Annotated in this window: 16 protein-coding genes; 3 read left to right on the top strand and 13 right to left on the bottom strand. The window is 51.2% G+C overall.

Going from position 1 to position 16,139, the window contains the following annotated elements; genetic code table 11:
• Positions 1–55: 55 nt before the first annotated feature.
• The 3 genes from tkt to uxuA all read right to left on the bottom strand — a co-directional run bounded on the left by tkt (position 56) and on the right by uxuA (position 4,223).
• On the bottom strand, positions 56–2,038 hold the full coding sequence (gene tkt / locus KJW29_RS05400) for a transketolase (protein WP_214631008.1): 1,983 nt from the start codon (positions 2,036–2,038) through the stop codon (positions 56–58).
• A 242-nt stretch (positions 2,039–2,280) separates the two neighbouring features.
• The gene (locus KJW29_RS05395; RefSeq protein WP_425517490.1) at positions 2,281–3,141 is read right to left on the bottom strand and encodes an SDR family oxidoreductase; all 861 of its coding nucleotides are present in this window, start codon (positions 3,139–3,141) and stop codon (positions 2,281–2,283) included.
• Positions 3,138–4,223: a mannonate dehydratase gene (gene uxuA / locus KJW29_RS05390; protein ID WP_214629037.1), complete on the bottom strand. Its 1,086-nt coding sequence runs from the start codon at positions 4,221–4,223 to the stop codon at positions 3,138–3,140. Before uxuA ends, KJW29_RS05395 begins: the two co-directional genes overlap by 4 nt.
• A gap of 119 nt (positions 4,224–4,342) precedes the next feature.
• Here uxuA and KJW29_RS05385 point away from each other — a divergent pair, with 119 nt between their 5' ends.
• Positions 4,343–5,221, top strand: a complete 879-nt coding sequence (locus KJW29_RS05385) for a LysR family transcriptional regulator (protein WP_087571073.1) — start codon at positions 4,343–4,345, stop codon at positions 5,219–5,221.
• Between the two features lie 226 nt (positions 5,222–5,447).
• On the opposite strand, the gene KJW29_RS05380 is transcribed toward KJW29_RS05385, so the two are convergent.
• From KJW29_RS05380 to KJW29_RS05335, 10 genes are all read right to left on the bottom strand, one after another.
• Complete coding sequence (locus KJW29_RS05380; RefSeq protein WP_179215844.1) at positions 5,448–6,296, bottom strand: carbohydrate ABC transporter permease; 849 nt, start codon at positions 6,294–6,296, stop codon at positions 5,448–5,450.
• 24 nt (positions 6,297–6,320) lie between these two features.
• Positions 6,321–7,202 (bottom strand): carbohydrate ABC transporter permease, encoded by an 882-nt coding sequence (locus KJW29_RS05375; RefSeq protein WP_087571009.1) that lies wholly within the window; start codon positions 7,200–7,202, stop codon positions 6,321–6,323.
• A 154-nt stretch (positions 7,203–7,356) separates the two neighbouring features.
• Positions 7,357–8,697: an ABC transporter substrate-binding protein gene (locus KJW29_RS05370; RefSeq protein ID WP_246608598.1), complete on the bottom strand. Its 1,341-nt coding sequence runs from the start codon at positions 8,695–8,697 to the stop codon at positions 7,357–7,359.
• A 154-nt stretch (positions 8,698–8,851) separates the two neighbouring features.
• The gene (locus KJW29_RS05365) at positions 8,852–9,640 is read right to left on the bottom strand and encodes a response regulator transcription factor (protein ID WP_214629036.1); all 789 of its coding nucleotides are present in this window, start codon (positions 9,638–9,640) and stop codon (positions 8,852–8,854) included.
• Between the two features lie 9 nt (positions 9,641–9,649).
• Complete coding sequence (locus tag KJW29_RS05360; RefSeq protein ID WP_214629035.1) at positions 9,650–11,455, bottom strand: sensor histidine kinase; 1,806 nt, start codon at positions 11,453–11,455, stop codon at positions 9,650–9,652.
• 144 nt (positions 11,456–11,599) lie between these two features.
• A complete protein-coding gene (locus KJW29_RS05355) occupies positions 11,600–11,878 on the bottom strand; it encodes a hypothetical protein (protein ID WP_214629034.1) in 279 nt (92 codons plus the stop codon).
• 229 nt (positions 11,879–12,107) lie between these two features.
• Positions 12,108–12,455: a DUF2569 domain-containing protein gene (locus KJW29_RS36705; RefSeq protein ID WP_214629033.1), complete on the bottom strand. Its 348-nt coding sequence runs from the start codon at positions 12,453–12,455 to the stop codon at positions 12,108–12,110.
• A gap of 201 nt (positions 12,456–12,656) precedes the next feature.
• Positions 12,657–13,148, bottom strand: a complete 492-nt coding sequence (locus KJW29_RS05345) for an SRPBCC domain-containing protein (RefSeq protein WP_214629032.1) — start codon at positions 13,146–13,148, stop codon at positions 12,657–12,659.
• 56 nt (positions 13,149–13,204) lie between these two features.
• Positions 13,205–13,822, bottom strand: coding sequence for a uracil-DNA glycosylase family protein (locus KJW29_RS05340; RefSeq protein WP_214629031.1), 618 nt, complete (start codon positions 13,820–13,822; stop codon positions 13,205–13,207).
• A 220-nt stretch (positions 13,823–14,042) separates the two neighbouring features.
• The gene (locus tag KJW29_RS05335; RefSeq protein WP_214629030.1) at positions 14,043–14,525 is read right to left on the bottom strand and encodes a helix-turn-helix domain-containing protein; all 483 of its coding nucleotides are present in this window, start codon (positions 14,523–14,525) and stop codon (positions 14,043–14,045) included.
• 479 nt (positions 14,526–15,004) lie between these two features.
• Between KJW29_RS05335 and KJW29_RS05330 the strand changes: the two genes are divergently transcribed.
• The gene (locus KJW29_RS05330) at positions 15,005–15,640 is read left to right on the top strand and encodes an HD-GYP domain-containing protein (protein ID WP_087571001.1); all 636 of its coding nucleotides are present in this window, start codon (positions 15,005–15,007) and stop codon (positions 15,638–15,640) included.
• Between the two features lie 56 nt (positions 15,641–15,696).
• Positions 15,697–16,122, top strand: coding sequence for a chemotaxis protein CheW (locus KJW29_RS05325; RefSeq protein WP_214629029.1), 426 nt, complete (start codon positions 15,697–15,699; stop codon positions 16,120–16,122).
• Positions 16,123–16,139: the final 17 nt, after the last annotated feature.

The following is a 16,139-nucleotide window of genomic DNA, read 5'->3' as shown; positions in this document are numbered from 1 at the left end:
TTTTGGTTAGTTATGTCAATAGTAGCGTATACTATAACTTCATGTTTAACAACTTCTACAAAAGCTCTTTGGCCACGCGCACGACGTTATCTGTCGTGAACCCGAAGTAGGCAAGCACCTCGCCGCCAGGGCCGGAAGCGCCGAACGTATCGATGGAGACGACCTTGCCTGCAGGTCCCGTAAATCGGTCCCAGCCAAGCGAAATGCCGGCTTCGATCGCGACGCGCTTGGTCACCGAGCTCGGGAGCACGCTTTCTTTGTAGTCCTGCGGCGCGCGGTCGAACAACTCGCGGCTCGGCATCGCTACGACGCGGACGGATACGTTTTCCTGCTCGAGAGCCGCCTTCGCGCTTGCGGCAAGGGATACTTCGGAGCCCGTGGCGATCAAAATGATGTCCGGCTGATCGTTGGTTTGAGACAGCACATAGCCGCCTTTCGCCACGTTTTCGATGTTGCCTTTCGTCTCTTCGAAGATAGGCAGGTTTTGACGGCTCAGAATAAGCGCGACAGGACCGTCATTCTGCACTAGTGAGTATGCCCAAGCGCTGGCCGTTTCGTTCGCATCGGATGGACGAATGACCGTCAGACCAGGAATGGTGCGCAGTGCCGCCAGATGCTCGACAGGCTCGTGAGTCGGGCCGTCTTCGCCTACGGCGATGGAATCATGCGTGAATACGTACGTCACAGGCAGCTTCTGCAGCGCCGCCAGACGAATGGAAGGACGCAGATAATCGCTGAAAACGAAAAACGTGCTGACGAACGGTTTCACGCCGCCATGCAGCGCCATGCCGTTGCCGGCAGCGCCCATCGCGTGCTCGCGAACGCCGAAGTAGACATTGCGTCCCGCGTAAGAATCAACCGCGAATTTGCCTTCGCCTTTAATGTCCGTCATCGTCGAGTGGGACAAGTCGGCGCTTCCTCCGAAGATGGAAGGAACCAGCTTCACGTAGTGGTTGATCGCTTCGCCGCTTGCCACGCGAGTCGAGATCGACTTGGATGTATCGAACGTCAGAATGTCGGAAGCATCGATCAGCGCTTTGCCTTCGATGGCTTGCGCCAGCTCTTGACCCAGCTCCGGATATTGACTGCCATAAGAAGAGACAAGCTCGTTCCATTCCGCTTCCGCCGCTGCGCCTTGCTCCTTCAAAGCCGCGAAATGCGCCTTCACTTCCTCCGGTACATAGAAGTCTTCCTCATGCTCCCAGCCATATACCTTCTTGGTTGCTTTCGCTTCTTCCTTGCCGAGCGGGTTGCCGTGCGCCTTGTTCGTGCCGGCGACTTTGCTGCCGTACCCGATTACCGTGCGAACCTCGATCAACGATGGTTTGCCCGCGCTCTGGGCCGATTCGATCGCGCCGGCGATGGCTTCGATATCATTGCCGTCTTCGACCCGGATGTAATGCCAGTGAGCGGATTCCGCGCGCTTCTGAATGCCTTCCCCGAAGGAAAGAGCCAGCTCGCCGTCAAGGGAGATGTCATTCGAATCATACAACACGATTAGTTTGTCCAGCTTCATGTGCCCCGCCATCGACATTGCTTCGTAGGAGATCCCCTCCATCAGGCAGCCGTCGCCGACGAGCGCATACGTATAGTGGTCAACGACAGGGAAACCATCCTTGTTGAACTTGGCTGCCAGATGCGCTTCCGCCATCGCCATGCCAACCGCCATCGCGACGCCTTGACCCAGAGGCCCCGTCGTAGCGTCAACGCCGTCCGTATGGCCGAATTCGGGATGTCCCGGCGTCAAGCTGTTAAGCTTGCGGAAACCTTTCACGTCGTCGAGCGATACTGCATATCCGCTCAGATGGAGCAGGCTGTACAACAGCGCCGACCCGTGACCGGCGGACAGCACGAAGCGGTCGCGGTTGAACCACTTCGAGTGGCCCGGATTATGCTTAAGCTTCTGAGCCCACAGAGCGTACGCCATCGGCGCCGCTCCCATCGGCAGGCCCGGGTGTCCGGAATTCGCCGCGTTGATCGCGTCGATGGACAGCGTACGGATCGTGTCGATAGCCAGTTGTTCAATCGTTTTTGTTATCGTCATATTTTGTTCGTACTTCCTTTCCTTGAGAGGTTGTTCTCTCGCTTTAAATAAATCTTGCCAATCGATTTCGTAATTCCACTATAATACGTTTCTTCGCCATACAAGTAATTGATATATTTCACAGTAGCCATACATATGATCTATAGCTAAATGAAAGCTTCATATCCGGTTTCCGTTCTCGCCAAATAACCCCTGCCGCGAATGAACGCGTGCAGAGGTTATTCGAACAAAATCGGCTATACGCCGGAATACGCCATAAATCCCCCGTCTACCGGTATGGTCGTTCCGGTGACGAAGCCCGATGTCGTATCGTCGACGAGCCATAGCAGCACGCCAAGCAGATCCTCCGGCTTGCCGAAGCGGCGCATCGGAGTATGGGCAACGATCTTGCCGGAGCGAGGCGTCAAGGAGCCGTCCTCCTGCACAAGCAGCTTGCGATTTTGCTCTGTCAGGAAAAAACCGGGCGCGATCGCATTGACGCGAATGCCCGATTCCGCCATATGGACGGCCAGCCATTGCGTAAAGTTGTCGACGGCCGCCTTGGCCGCGCTGTAGGCCGGCACCTTCGTCATCGGAGACGGCGCGCTCATGGACGAAATATTGATAATAACCGGACATGGACGGTCCAGCATCTGCTCCGCGAACACCTGGGACGGGATCAGCGTGCCCACGAAATTGAGATCGAGCACGTTCCGGAAGGCCGGAATGCTAAGATCGAAGAAGCTCGTTACGCCTTCGGCCGTATGATCTTCCGGCGCATAAGTCTCGTTTGTCGTATTCGCGCTGGGATGATTGCCTCCCGCGCCATTAACGAGAATGTCGCAGGGACCCAGCTTTTCCAGGACGACCCGTCCTGCTTCCCGCACGCTGTCGATATCCGTCACGTCGCAAACGACGCCGATTGCGATTCCGCCGTTAGCGGCAATCGCGTTTACGACAGCTTCGTTTTTCTCCGCCGTCCGGCCAAGGATGGCAACTTTAGCTCCTTGCCTGGCAAGCTCGAGCGCCATCGCTCTGCATAAAACGCCCGCGCCTCCCGTAACAACTGCAATTTTGCCATTTAACGATTCGTGAATGGGCTGCAATTTAATCGTCATGTCCTCTGTCTCCCCCCCGTGCTCTTCGCATATTGGTAGCCGTCCCATAACCCTAATAGATGCATAATGCCCAATGCTCTGTCATACAAGCCGTAGCCCGGCCTGCATGATTCGTCCCAGATTTGACGCCCATGATCGGGACGGACGTATCCCGTGTATCCGATATCATGATACGCCTTGACGATGCCCGCTATATCGACGGATCCGTCCGAGGTCCGATGCGAGCTCTCGACGAAGTCGCCATTGCCGAGACGGCGAACGTTGCGAATATGCGCGAACGGAATTCGATCTCCGAATTCATGAATCATGGAGATGATATCGTTGTCCGGATTGGCGCCAAGCGATCCGCTGCACAGCGTAATGCCATTGGAGGGATGATCGTAAAGCTTCAGCAGTTTGCGCAAATTGGCCTGCGAGGTCATCAGTCTCGGCAGCCCGAAGACGGGCCATGGCGGATCATCGGGATGAATGGCCATCCGGATGCCATTCTCCGCCGCAACAGGAACAACCGCCTCCAGGAAGTAAGCCAAATTTCCCCATAGCCGTTCTTCCGAGACGCCTTGATAAGACCGAATCAATCCCTCCATATGGAGCAAACGCTCCGGTTCCCAGCCCGGCATGGTAAACGCCGGATTGGCGTTGATCGTGGCCGCCAGCTGCCGCGGATCAACTCCTTCAATCACGGACTTCTCGTAAAACATCGCCGTCGAGCCGTCCTCCATTCGCCAGTGAAGATCCGTCCTCAGCCAGTCGAAGACCGGCATGAAGTTATAGCAGATCACCTTCACGCCAACCTGTCCCAGCTTGCGAATCGTGTTGATATACTGTTCGATGTAGATATCGCGCGAAGGCAGTCCCCGCTTGATATCCTCATGAACGTTTACGCTCTCGACCACGTCGATGTGCAGGCCTTCCTTCTCCGCAAGCGACTTCATCTCCAGAATGCGGTTCATCGGCCATTCTTCCCCCGCCGCCAGATCATGAAGCGACCAGACGACGCCGTCCGTGCCTGGTATTTGTTTAATATAACGAAGAGGGACCGTATCATTGCCCTCCCCGAACCAGCGAAATGTCATGCGCATATTTTAATCCCTCGGCTTCCTGTTAATCTGCAATTGAATCGCATGAACCATTTCGATATAATGCTAGTAACCTTTATAAATATGGTGAATACAAGTCACGGGAGCCATCGTCCATGTCTATATCGAACAACCACGAGTTGTATAAAGTATTCTACTGGGCAGCGAAAACCGGCAGCCTGTCGAAGGCCGCAGCAGCATTATATTTGACCCAGCCCAGCGTCAGCCATGCGGTAAAGCAGCTGGAGGATCGGTTCGGCATGGCCTTGTTCTACCGGACCTCCAAGGGCGTAACGCTGACCCAGGAAGGCTCCATCCTATATTCGTACATCGAGCAATCCCAAATTCTGATCACTTTGGCCGAAGAGAAAATGGCCGCGCTCAAAAATCTCGATAGCGGCGAGCTCCGCGTAGGCGGAAGCGATTCGTTGTTCAAACATTATTTACTGCCGTATCTGGAGGACTTCCATCGCCGTTACCCCGGGATCAAGCTCCATCTCAACCATGGCACGACTCCCGAGGTTATCACGTTCCTGAAGGAAGGCCGCATCGATCTTGGCGTCGTGCGCATGCCGATCGGCGACTCTCAGCTGGAGGTGCGCGAGAGCATCAGGCTTCAGGATTGCTTCGTAGCAGGCGCCGGTTATTCGGAGCTGAAGGATCAAGTGATGTCGCTGGAGCAGCTGCTTCAGCATCCCATCATTCTGTTTTCGCGCAACAGCCGGGCCCGGATGACGATTAACGAGTTATTCCAGCATTATGGCTATACCATTAAACCCGAAATCGAGGTCGGCAGCGTTGACCTGCTTATCGAGTTCGCTCGCAAGGGGCTTGGCATCTCTTATGTCACCAAGGAATTTGTCGCCAATGAGCTGCAGGAAGGATCCCTCTTCGAGATCAAGCTCGACGTGCAGCTCCCGCCGACCCATGTCGGTCTAATGACCATGCGCAATATGCCGTTGTCCCGCTCCGCTCAACAGTTCATCGATATGGTTCATTGACGCTTCCCCTATCATCTTATCCGAATAAATAGCTGTAATGTCCTTCTCTCTTGTGTGAAAAATAACGTTCTATTGCGGTTCCATACGAGAAAAAAGGAACGGAAGAACGTTTGATCCGTTCTCCCATTCCTTTTTAATTCGCCAGATTGTAGAATGTCATAAACACGACCATTCCAGTACACACCATGAGTCCAAAATAAATTTTTTCTTTGTTACGCATGGTTGATTATCCTTTGACAGCAGAGTTGGTTAACCCTTGAATAATGTAGCGTTGACCGATAACGAATACCGCGATCATGGGCAGAATGCCTGCCGACGCGGCGGCCATCATGCCGTTGTAGTCGACCGTGTTCTCCAAAATGAAGTTCTGAAGTCCAAGCGGCACCGTATACAAACGTTCGTCGATCAGGAACACAAGCGCGTTCTCGTAATCGTTCCACTGCCAGGAGAAATCGATAATCGCAAGCGTCGCAAGCGCGGGCTTCGCCAGAGGCAGGATGAGCTGGAAGAAAATACGGAAGTGTCCCGCCCCGTCGATGAACGCGGACTCCGTAATTTCATTCGGGATCGAGAGGAAGAACTGGCGGAGCATGAACACCCCGAATATCGTGAACAACCCCGGCAGAATAAGCGCCAAATGCGTGTTATAGATGCCCGCCCATTCGAACATGATGAACTTGGGCACGAACAGCACTTGAGGCGGCACCATCATCATGGACAGATACACCATAAACAGCGGATCGCGCCCTTTGAATTGGATCCGGGCGAAGCCATACGCGGCGAAAGCGGACAGGAACGTCGCGCCGAACATGCCGATGATGGATATTTTGAGCGAGTTCCAGTAGTAGGTACCGAAGCTCTTGGCTCCCGTCCATACCTTCACGTGATGCTCCCAGGTCGGATTGGACGGAATCCACTTGATAGGATACTCGAAGACTTGAGCCGGCGTCTTGAGCGACGTGCTGATCATCCACAGGAACGGGACGATCATAACGATGGCCAGGAAGAGCAGAATGAAAGTCAGGCCCCAGCGTTTGACCAAGCTGGACGACAGGTAGTTTTTGGACGTTTCCATCTGATTTGTCTCCCCCTATTGAGCTTAGTAGTGAACCCATCTCTTCTGCCCGATCCATTGGACGAGCGTGATGAGCAAGATGACAACGAACAATGCCCAGGAGAGCGTCGAAGCATACCCCATATCATAGTATCGAAAGGCATTCTGATACACATACAAGGAGAGGATCGTCGTACTGTTGCCGGGACCGCCCTGCGTGATGGCTTGGATAATGCCAAACGTCTTGATCGTCATGATGAGACCGGTAATGAGCAGCAGGAACGTTGTCGGGCTGACGAGCGGCCAAATGATTTTCCATAGAATCTGTCCCCGCTTCGCTCCGTCGATTTTGGCGGCTTCCAGCAGCTCCTGCGACACTTCCTGAAGCGCGGCCAGGTAGATGATCATGTTGTAACCCAGCAGGAACCAAATCCAAATGATATCGATCGCGAACATCGAGGAGGTCGTCGTCGACAGCCAGCCCGGCGGATTGTCGATGCCGATGCTGCGAAGAAGACCGTTGATCGGGCCTTGCTTGGGATGGAACAACAGCATCCAGACGAACGCGACGGCGACGCCGCTCGTAATGTACGGCATGAAGTACATGCCCCGCAGAAGCTTCTTCAAGTAAATCTTCTGGTTGAGCGCCACCGCAACGACGAAGCCGAGCGCAATGGAGACCGGCACGGCCGCCAGGAAGATGACCGTATTTTTGAGCGACAAGTAGAACATGGGGTCCTTCACGAGCCTTGCGATATTATCGAAGCCCACGAAATCGACGTTCGGATTCATGAACTTGTAGTTCGTGAACATGAGACCGAACGAATACACCGCCGGAATCAGGAAAAACAGCAGTACGCCAAGCATGCTGGGCCCGATAAAGATGTAGCCGAGCAGCCGTTGCTTTTTCATCCAGTTATTAGTCATGCGTCTGATCCTCGTTTCTTCATGGAATACGTCAAGTTTATCAACCGTCCGTCCTGTCGGTAATGAACATATCTACCGGATTGATCCCACGATTTCACACAAAAAAACCGCCTCGGAAGGCGGTTTCGCTTGCGCTATTCATCAAATCGTTCTATCATTTGTTTTGCTTCAAATATTCGTTGTGACGCTCCATCATCTTGGCGATGGTGGCATCGGCCGATTGCGTGCCAAGGAAATATTTCTCGTATTCCTGCGCACGCATATCCATCACTTCTTGCGGCAAGCTTCTGACGTAGGTTGGAACCTCGTTATCGAACATGACATACATAAGCGAGTCCAGATCGTACGTGTCGGCTTTGTCGCCAAGCAAGTTGTCGAGCGCCGTAGCTTGATCGGCATCCTTGGAAGCCGGCAGCCTGCCGCCGGAAGCCATGGGCGCCATTCCGCCATCCGCATACCACTTCAAGAATTCCCATGCTGCGGCCTGATTTTTGGACTTGGCATTAATGGAGATGTAATCTCCCAATCCGCCGCGCGTCGTATAATCAGCAGCGTTCTCGGTCAAACGCGGAACCGGGGCGAATGCGATTTTGAAGTCGCGCGGAAAATCCGTGAAGTTGTTGGAGCTACGAAGCAACCAAGCGCCGATGTTCAGCATCGGTACGTTGCCGCTTAGGAATTCTTGCTCTACAGGCATCTTGGACGTCAACTGCTCGCCGAGCGGAGGCGTGGACTTATCTGCCGTCATCATGCCGTTCAGCGTCTCCAGCCAGGTCTTCACAAGCGGGTGATCAAGGTTGGAGGTGCCATCCGCCTTCGTGTAACCTTCTTGCGACAGGACGGAGTCAATGGGGTCAACATACGGCTCCGTGTGCTGAATGAAGCCGTATCCATCGCCGGACTTCAGCTTCGTCGCATATTCGCGCAGCTCGTTCCAAGTCCAGTCCTTCGGTACTTCAAGTCCTGCCGCATCCAGCGCATCCTTGTTCAAAGCGACGAAAAACGGGCTTTTCGTTGTTGGCACGCCATAGAACTTGCCGCCGATCTTCCAGCTTGCGGAATCCGTGCCCATCTTCTCTTCGATATTGTAGTCGGCGAAGCCGCTTAGATCCAGCGCAAGGCCCGACTCCACCCGTTTCGCGGTATGAGAGATCGTATAGTTGACGAACAAGTCCACGTCTTGGCCCGTCATCATAGCCGTATCCAGCTTCAGGTTGCCTTCGTCGTCGTTTACGTACCGCACGTATTCCACCTGAATATTCGGATTCTCTTTGTTCCAGGCATCAATCACCGCTTGCGGTCCCGATTCCGGCGGCACGCCGCCCCACATCTTAAGCTTGACCTTCTCGCCGTTTGCAGCCGGCGTACTCGCTGAAGGAGAACCCCCCGGATCCGTATTTGTATTGACGGTGTTTCCATTACCCGAGCAACCTGCCAGAACGCCCGAAACGATAACGAGCGATGCCATGCCGGTCAACCATGTTTTTTTAGTCACAAGCTTTCGACCTCCTTGAATGTCTTGAATTGGGTGGTGCACATCAAGGATAGCAAGACGGATGGGAACGTTATAAGTAACAAAATCACGAATCCGATGGAACATAACTTTGCAATTTGCAAGCGCTCTCCTCGTCTTCGCGAACGGAATCGTTCTATTGGGACTGCCGATATTGGCTTGGCGTCGTTCCGGTCATTCGCTTGAAAATTTTGATGAAATAGTTGTCGTTCATGAAACCTACGTTCTGCCCGATCTGATTAACGGGGAGTTCCGTCGACATTAGCAGTTCGATGGCCTTCTCGATGCGGATCCGATGCAGGTAATGAATCAACGTCTCCCCTGTCTTCTTCTTGAACAAGGCGCTGACGTAGTTCTCTCCCATCATGACGTACTTGGACAACGAAGACAGCGAAATCTCCTCCGCATAATGTCTGTCGATGAATTGAATGATCTTCTTGACTTCGGGATGCGTAATTTTGTCCAGGGGATTAACAGGCTTTGGCCGACTGCTGCTCGCCGCGTCCGGCGGAGCGCCCGTATTCCCATGCACTCCCGATGGTCTCGACGAAGACAGCTCCGCGCTGATCTTCGCCAGCGTCTCCCGGAGATCCTTGACGCTCATCGACAGCTTCAGAATATAGTTGGACGCCCCGTATTCCATCGCCTGCCGCATGGATTCAAAGTCGCCTATACAGGTCAACATAACGAATTTGGACGGTATGCCCGCTCGTCTCGTTTCCTTCAGCAGCGCAAGCCCGTCCATCTTGGGCATCACGATATCGCATAGAACAAGGTCCGGCGGTTCCTGCCGAATCATCTCCAGCGCTTCCTCGCCATTGCTCGCTTCGCCGGTCAACGTGAAGCCCATGTCCTCCCAGCGAATGATCTCCTTGACGGATTCGCGCACGAACGTCTCGTCCTCAACAAGCAATACCTTCCACATGGTCCATCCCTACCTTTCTTCCCCGTCGTTCGGCTCGATTCGTTGCAGCTCATAGGGCTCGGACAACAGGAAGGGCATGTTAAGCCGGAACAGCGTGCCTTGCGGGATCGGCACGTGCTCGAGCGAACCGTCCTCCTTGAATAATAAGCGCAGCCGTTCACGCACGTTGTCGAGACCGATGCCCGGACGTTTCCGCCCGGCTTCTCCGTTAAGCAGAGCCCCATCCATGCCGATGCCGTTATCCTCCACCTCCAGCACGAGCTTCGTTTCATCTTTCTCTAACAAACCCATGCGGATATAGATTTTGCCGCCTCCCGCAAGGCTAGCAATCCCGTGTTTGATCGCGTTGTCCACGAGCGGCTGCAGACTCAGTTTGGGCACAAGCGCGTACTGAATCTCCTCTTCGTAGCTGAACTCCACCTCGAAGCTGTTGCTGTACCGAACCTGCTGGATATAGATAAAAGCTTTCGTAAGCTCGATTTCCTCCCGCAAATGAATAAGATCGACGTCGGAGTTGAGGCTGGTTTCCAGCAGCTTGCCGAGCGAAAGACATATCTCCACAATTTCTTCATTGCGGCTTCGCAGCCCGATCCACTTCATCGTGTTGAGCGTATTGAGGAGGAAATGCGGATTAACCTGGGCAAGCAGCATTTGGAAGTGAACGGCGTCACGCTGCCGCTCCTCCGCCTTTAGACGCTGAATGAGGGCGTTCATGTCCACCATCATTTCGTTGAACGTGCGCGTCAGCTCCAATACTTCGCCTTTGTAATTATGTTCCGGCAGCCGAATACGAAGATCCTTGCGCACGGCATCCTTCATCTTGGCCTGCATATGGGATAACGGTCTTGTAAACGTGTACGCAATCATGAAAGCTACCGCGATAAATGCCGCCGTAATAAGGAAGAAGGAAACAAAATACTGTTTTTTCAAGCTTTCAATCTCCTGGAACAAGATGTTTAGCGGAATTTGGTTAACCAAATACCAATCCAGCGAAGGCAAATAGCTGTAATTGACAAGCGCGCTGTTGTCCCCGTCTTTCCAATAGCCGTTAACCGGCTCGGCCGTCACATGCGTAATGGCTTTCGCAGTGAGAAGAGACTCGGGCGCCGACCGGGAAATAATCTCCCCTTTCCGCGAGACGATAAAATAAGCTTGATTGCTCTCCGATCTCTGCAGCACCGATTGGAACCAAAAGGAGAAGTCGATGCTGATGCGGGCCCAGCCGTAAACGCGGTTTCGATTATCCTTGAGACTGGCGTACAGAGATAACAGCGTCGGGCTTTTGGATATGTCCGGCGACACGTAATTTTGGTCATCGGACACCCAAAAGTACGAAGCGCCCGTTTCCCTCATCTCGACAATGGACGAATTGGCGGCGAAATCCTCGTATTTTAACGTGTAGCGAGGCGAGTATGAGGTATAGAAGTGTCCATCATCGTCCAGCAAGGTGAAATACACCGATGGATTATATAGGAAAAAGCTGTTGTTTAAATTTTTGAACTTGCTTTCCATTAACTTTGCGTTTTCAAGTATATTGCGTTTATCCGGATGCTGCAAAATATCCCGCACGTCGGAGTCCTTCTCCAGGAAAATCAGCGTCTTAAACGCGATGCTGAGCTGATCCTCCAATGAACGATGCAGATTGTCGAGCTGCTCGTGACTCTGCTCGCTGATTTTATTCTGCACCAATGTCTCGATCCTCTGATAATTGTAGATGTTCAGTACGCCGAACGGCAGCAATATGACGAGCACGAAAACGGTAAACAGCCGGTATTTGAGCTTATGGGGAACGAGCTTTCCGAGCCGCGTACGCATGAGCAAAATCCCCTTTATCTATGGTGCTATCATTATAGCATCATTTTTTTGGGGAGAAGCGGAGCGTATCGAAATGCATCATTTTGTGGGATTTCGGCGGAAGAAAACATCAAAATGTTCTATTGCGGGGTTGCGAAACATGTTTTATTGCTTAATGGACACCAGCTTTAGCGGCTGCAATTTCTTTTTCTTGTATTCGATCCAATACTCCTGTCCCATCTCGGTTACGTGGCTAATATCAACGGTATTGGAAAGTATCGTCTTCCGCCCCTTGTTATTTTCGATTGTAATGGAGTTTGGTTTTTTCTGGACGAGCGTGGCGTGTTCCTGCATAATCGTTTCTTTGGACAACGTGACGATGATTCCGAAAATAAGCAGCGTTGTACCGAAGGTAATCATCACTCTCATCAGTTTAGCCTTCATTATACTTCCCTCTTTTCACCAAAAAGCTAGTACCTTCTTAATTTAATGCCATGCTGTTCTGCTACTTGCTTCAGCAGGTTCTCAAGCTCCGGCAGTTGTTCGGCATCGACTATATACCCGTCCAAAACCCAGCCCCTGCGGAGTCTAAGCCATAACGTTCGGTTCGAGATTTGGACAATGAAAAACACCTCCTATCCATTTAACCACTATAAGCGGAAATACTCCCGCCCTATCGTATAAACGTATTTTTGACCCGTTCCGACTTCAAGAAGTACGGGATCCATATTAAACATGTGATAAACGAGCGGACAATATCCATTACAGAATCGCCGCTGTCCAGTTCCTTGGCTGCCGGAATCTGATACACGAGAAGCGTATCTATTGCACCGATCAAAAAGCTAATTCCGTAGAATATAATCATAAGCCGCGGTACGATTGCTTTTTTCTGATAAAAGCTTACAATCGCATATAACGAAAATAAAATCCTGAAATTCCAAGCGGCGGTAACTCCTCGTAATTGCGCTCCGTTTTCTCCGTCTCCAATGCCGGCACGTCCTCTACAGTTACTCCAACACAACTTTTCCTATTGTACCATCTTATCCCAATGTCGTGTAGACCATAAATCCTGGAGGGTGCTACGGTCGGACGGCAACAAAAAATCGCAATCCCTGCCAATTGCGGAAGGGATTACGATTTTTATGGTCAGTATGAATATCGCTTGTGCGGACTATGTCCGAGTAGCATTTGCAGCCGGATTGAATCGGCGATTTTTGCGGTATTAAGCCATTCGGCCTGCTTGCATCTCGCAATAAAGTTCCAAATTCCGAAGGCTGGCGTTCAGACCCATCTCATGATCCTCTTGGCCAATGCCTTCAGGAACATCGCTGCATTCGACGGAAACCATAGTGCCTCCGTTATTGGGATAAATTTTCCACGTCATCGTCATCTCGCCCGCAAATCGCTGATCGTCGGATTCGAATGTGACAGCCTGCACAATAAGCTCATAGGGCGTCAACTCCCGAAAGTATCCCTTCGCGATATCGGCTTCCTCGGTCGTCTTGCCTGCATGAGCGTAACCCTGGTCGTTATACGTTAACTTCATGCGGAAAGCTCCCCCTGGTTGGGGGTCGAACTCCAGCAATTGCCCCGTCATATCCTGTGGCGGCAGCCACGACTCGTAGGCCTTTGGATTAATGAACGCCTCGTATACCTCACGCTGAGTAGCAGAGATCATAATAGAGGCTTTGTCGATACGTTGCCCATGACTCATCGTATAATGAACCTCCTTTTTTATAGAGATTTTCGTCTTGCCTCTTTGAGTCCAGTTTACCGTCGACTCAACCAATCGGCAACCTGCGCTGACAAGTTCTCCCGATGCATCTCGAGCTGCTTCCACCGATGGCCATTCGCGCCGGAAGGATGAGGGAAGTCGAACAGGCATCGTTCCGCCCGCAGCAGCCCCTCCTGAACAAAAATACGAAGCACGTCCGCCACCGCTTTCCCAAGCGGAATAACTAAAGCATTGCCAGCTAACTCCAACTCCTTCAGCAGGATCGACCGGGCATAGGAGGACAACATAGGCGACTGCATAATAGAAGGAGCGTGTCCTGTATAATTGCGCCCTTCGACGAATGCGGGATAACGGACAGCCGAGGTCGTGTGGATGAACTCGCGCCGAACGCCAAACAATTCTCCGCTTCCCGCTATGCCAAGAAGGGCCGGGATGCCAATTAAGTCCAACATGGCGATCAGATTCGTTCTCATCGTGCCGGCAAAGCTTGCGGCGAGTTTTGCCCGTCGGTGGATGTCTTGCAACGGAACCTTGCTGTGCAGTGCGTCTCGCGCTGTTCGAATAGCTATTTCCATTTGGGTAAAACCTGGCGTAATACCTACGAGCATCAGCTTTGCATCAACATTTATGTAATCGTAGGGCACATAATACATTTTTATCCTTTGCTCTTCTTCTATCAGGAGCTCAGGTACAATCAACTGCTCCCGAGTCAGTCTCTCGCCGGACAAAGAATGAATATAGGCTGAAAAATTTTCCAATTTCGGATAAATGTTAATCGCGATTTCCTCCTTTTTCCTAATTTGATGCTTCCGAACTGAACAAACCCTTACTTGAACTAATGTTTTTCCCTTTAGAGGTTATTCAAAAAGTAGACTAATACTTCGTTTTCCTGCTTGATCTGGAGTCTTTAAGAATAGCATGCCGTTCCACGAGCTTCGATACACCTCTAAGAGAGTATCGGTATCCAAATTCCCTTTCAATACAGGTCGCAATAGCCTGCAACGTCCACTTCCGACCACTGGAATACCCGCCGCGCTTCGGAGATCTGTTGTTAATAATTTGCACCAGCGTTTCCAGCTGAACTTCCGTTAATCTAGGCGGCGCGCCAGGCGAAAAATCCATCTTCAAGGCATCAAGCCCACCTTCCTCAAAGGCTTTGATATGCGATTTTATCGTTTTGACGTGACGGTTCTGGATATCGGAAATGTGTTCCGGCGAATATCCTTTCAGGTGCAAATACAGCGCCTGGTACCGTTCATACATTCGTCGATCCTTGACTCGCTTCATGGCGTGTTCGACCGACTCCAAGCTTCCCGTTTCACCTGTTGCCCTATCTCTCTCATTCGACAAAAACATACAGATTCCCCTAAGCTATTTTGGAAAAACAATAGTTCAAATAAGTAATAATATGTATTTTAAATCGACATATTCTTATTAAAAATATTAATTTTTTATCATAAGGAAATAAATTGATTTTAACATATTGTTTCGAATTTTTTTTCAATAAATTCGTTTGAATCTAATGAATATTTCATCAATTCAGTCTTACGATTATTTATTTCACTTATTATCTCACATATTAACAGCTTTTTGTTTAGTGCACATTTATTATTATTAATTTCTTTCCATTTTATTCTTATATTTCATTCAGGACTTTGGGCTTAAATGAAGGTTGTAAAAACAGTATAAACATACTATACTACGTTCGAACAACGCTTCAACTAGTTAAATCGTCATAGGAATGTTGTCGAATTACAGCGTTATCGAATTTTGCTCAAGTTGCCGCACCAAATTGACTATCCGGAGAAGCAGCTTGCGAAAAGAGGTGGGCGACGGTGAGAGTGATCGCATTATCGGAAAAAGGACACGGCGGCGGCTATCCGTTGTACGATGCCATGGAGGCGCTTCGGCGCAAGCACCCCGACACGTACTATCATTGCATTCGAACCTCATTGTTAGCTGAGAAGTTCGCGGCAGGACTTGAATTGGACAAACGTGAATCGAGAGAGTTAGTTCAAAGCTGTCTCATGCATGACATTGGCAAGCTGTTGATCGACAACTCGATTCTTGATCATGAGAGGAAGTATTTCGGATCACGTCCGGGCGCGCTGGAGAGGCATCCGGCTATCGGAGTCCGATTACTGGAGCCGGTCATGAATTCCCGAATACTTGCCGCGGTTCGTCATCAGAATGAGCGCTGGGATGGCGGTGGCACACCAGACGGGCTTACAGGGGAACATATTCCGCAATATGCAAGAATCTGTGCGATTCTCGATATTTTTGATGGTTGGGTAATGCCTGGAGGCCATTATTCCCACAGAACCATAGCAGGAGGCGTAAAAGAATTGAGACGATTGGCGGGCAACCGACTGGATCCTGGACTCGTGGAGTTGTTCATTAAAATGGTTCGCAAGCCTGGCGCACTGTACATGTATGGTTGGCCAAACGCCATGGCCCCCAACGACAGTTAGCAAGGAGCGCCCTATCGCCATGCCGCGCTTTACACCAGCCCAGGAGGAAAAATACCATGGAACTCAATTTATCCGAGCAATTTGTTGAATTCAACATCGGTACGGACAAATATGCCGTCATTATTTCTGAAGTACACGAAATTATTCAAATGCTCGAAATTACGGGGATGCCGGACACGCCCATGTATGTAAAAGGCGTCGTAAATCTGAGAGGAAAAATCGTCCCCGTCTTCAGTCTTAGACTGCTGCTCGGCATGTCGGAGGAGACTGTATCCAAATCCACTCGCATTATTGTCGTTCGCAATCGGGATACGACGGCCGGTATTATTGTCGATAAAGTGAACAAGGTGCTCCGCTTCAAGGATATTCAGCTTCCGCCTGATCAATTCGGCGGCATCTCCTCCTCGCTGCTTGCCGGAATAGGCATTACGGAGGGCGATTTGACTGGTATTCTTAAGCTGAAAGAAGTGCTTATGCAATAACGAATAGCCGCGCCCTG

Origin of the sequence: Paenibacillus agaridevorans (assembly GCF_018604145.1) — a bacterium.
Taxonomy (GTDB): Bacteria; Bacillota; Bacilli; order Paenibacillales; family Paenibacillaceae; genus Pristimantibacillus; species Pristimantibacillus agaridevorans.
The sequence above is the reverse complement of the archived record's forward strand: the minus strand, read 5'-3'. Positions and strand labels throughout refer to the sequence as shown.

Bases quoted from the DNA above. Each gene is read 5' to 3' on its own strand.
- KJW29_RS05395 (WP_425517490.1), bottom strand. From the start codon at position 3,141: ATGACGATTAAATTGCAGCCCATTCACGAATCGTTAAATGGCAAAATT.
- uxuA (WP_214629037.1), bottom strand. From the start codon at position 4,223: ATGCGCATGACATTTCGCTGGTTCGGGGAGGGCAATGATACGGTCCCT.
- KJW29_RS05380 (WP_179215844.1), bottom strand. From the start codon at position 6,296: ATGGAAACGTCCAAAAACTACCTGTCGTCCAGCTTGGTCAAACGCTGG.
- KJW29_RS05375 (WP_087571009.1), bottom strand. From the start codon at position 7,202: ATGACTAATAACTGGATGAAAAAGCAACGGCTGCTCGGCTACATCTTT.
- KJW29_RS05365 (WP_214629036.1), bottom strand. From the start codon at position 9,640: ATGTGGAAGGTATTGCTTGTTGAGGACGAGACGTTCGTGCGCGAATCC.
- KJW29_RS05360 (WP_214629035.1), bottom strand. From the start codon at position 11,455: ATGCGTACGCGGCTCGGAAAGCTCGTTCCCCATAAGCTCAAATACCGG.
- KJW29_RS05355 (WP_214629034.1), bottom strand. From the start codon at position 11,878: ATGAAGGCTAAACTGATGAGAGTGATGATTACCTTCGGTACAACGCTG.
- KJW29_RS05345 (WP_214629032.1), bottom strand. From the start codon at position 13,148: ATGAGTCATGGGCAACGTATCGACAAAGCCTCTATTATGATCTCTGCT.
- KJW29_RS05340 (WP_214629031.1), bottom strand. From the start codon at position 13,822: ATGTATTATGTGCCCTACGATTACATAAATGTTGATGCAAAGCTGATG.
- KJW29_RS05335 (WP_214629030.1), bottom strand. From the start codon at position 14,525: ATGTTTTTGTCGAATGAGAGAGATAGGGCAACAGGTGAAACGGGAAGC.
- KJW29_RS05325 (WP_214629029.1), top strand. From the start codon at position 15,697: ATGGAACTCAATTTATCCGAGCAATTTGTTGAATTCAACATCGGTACG.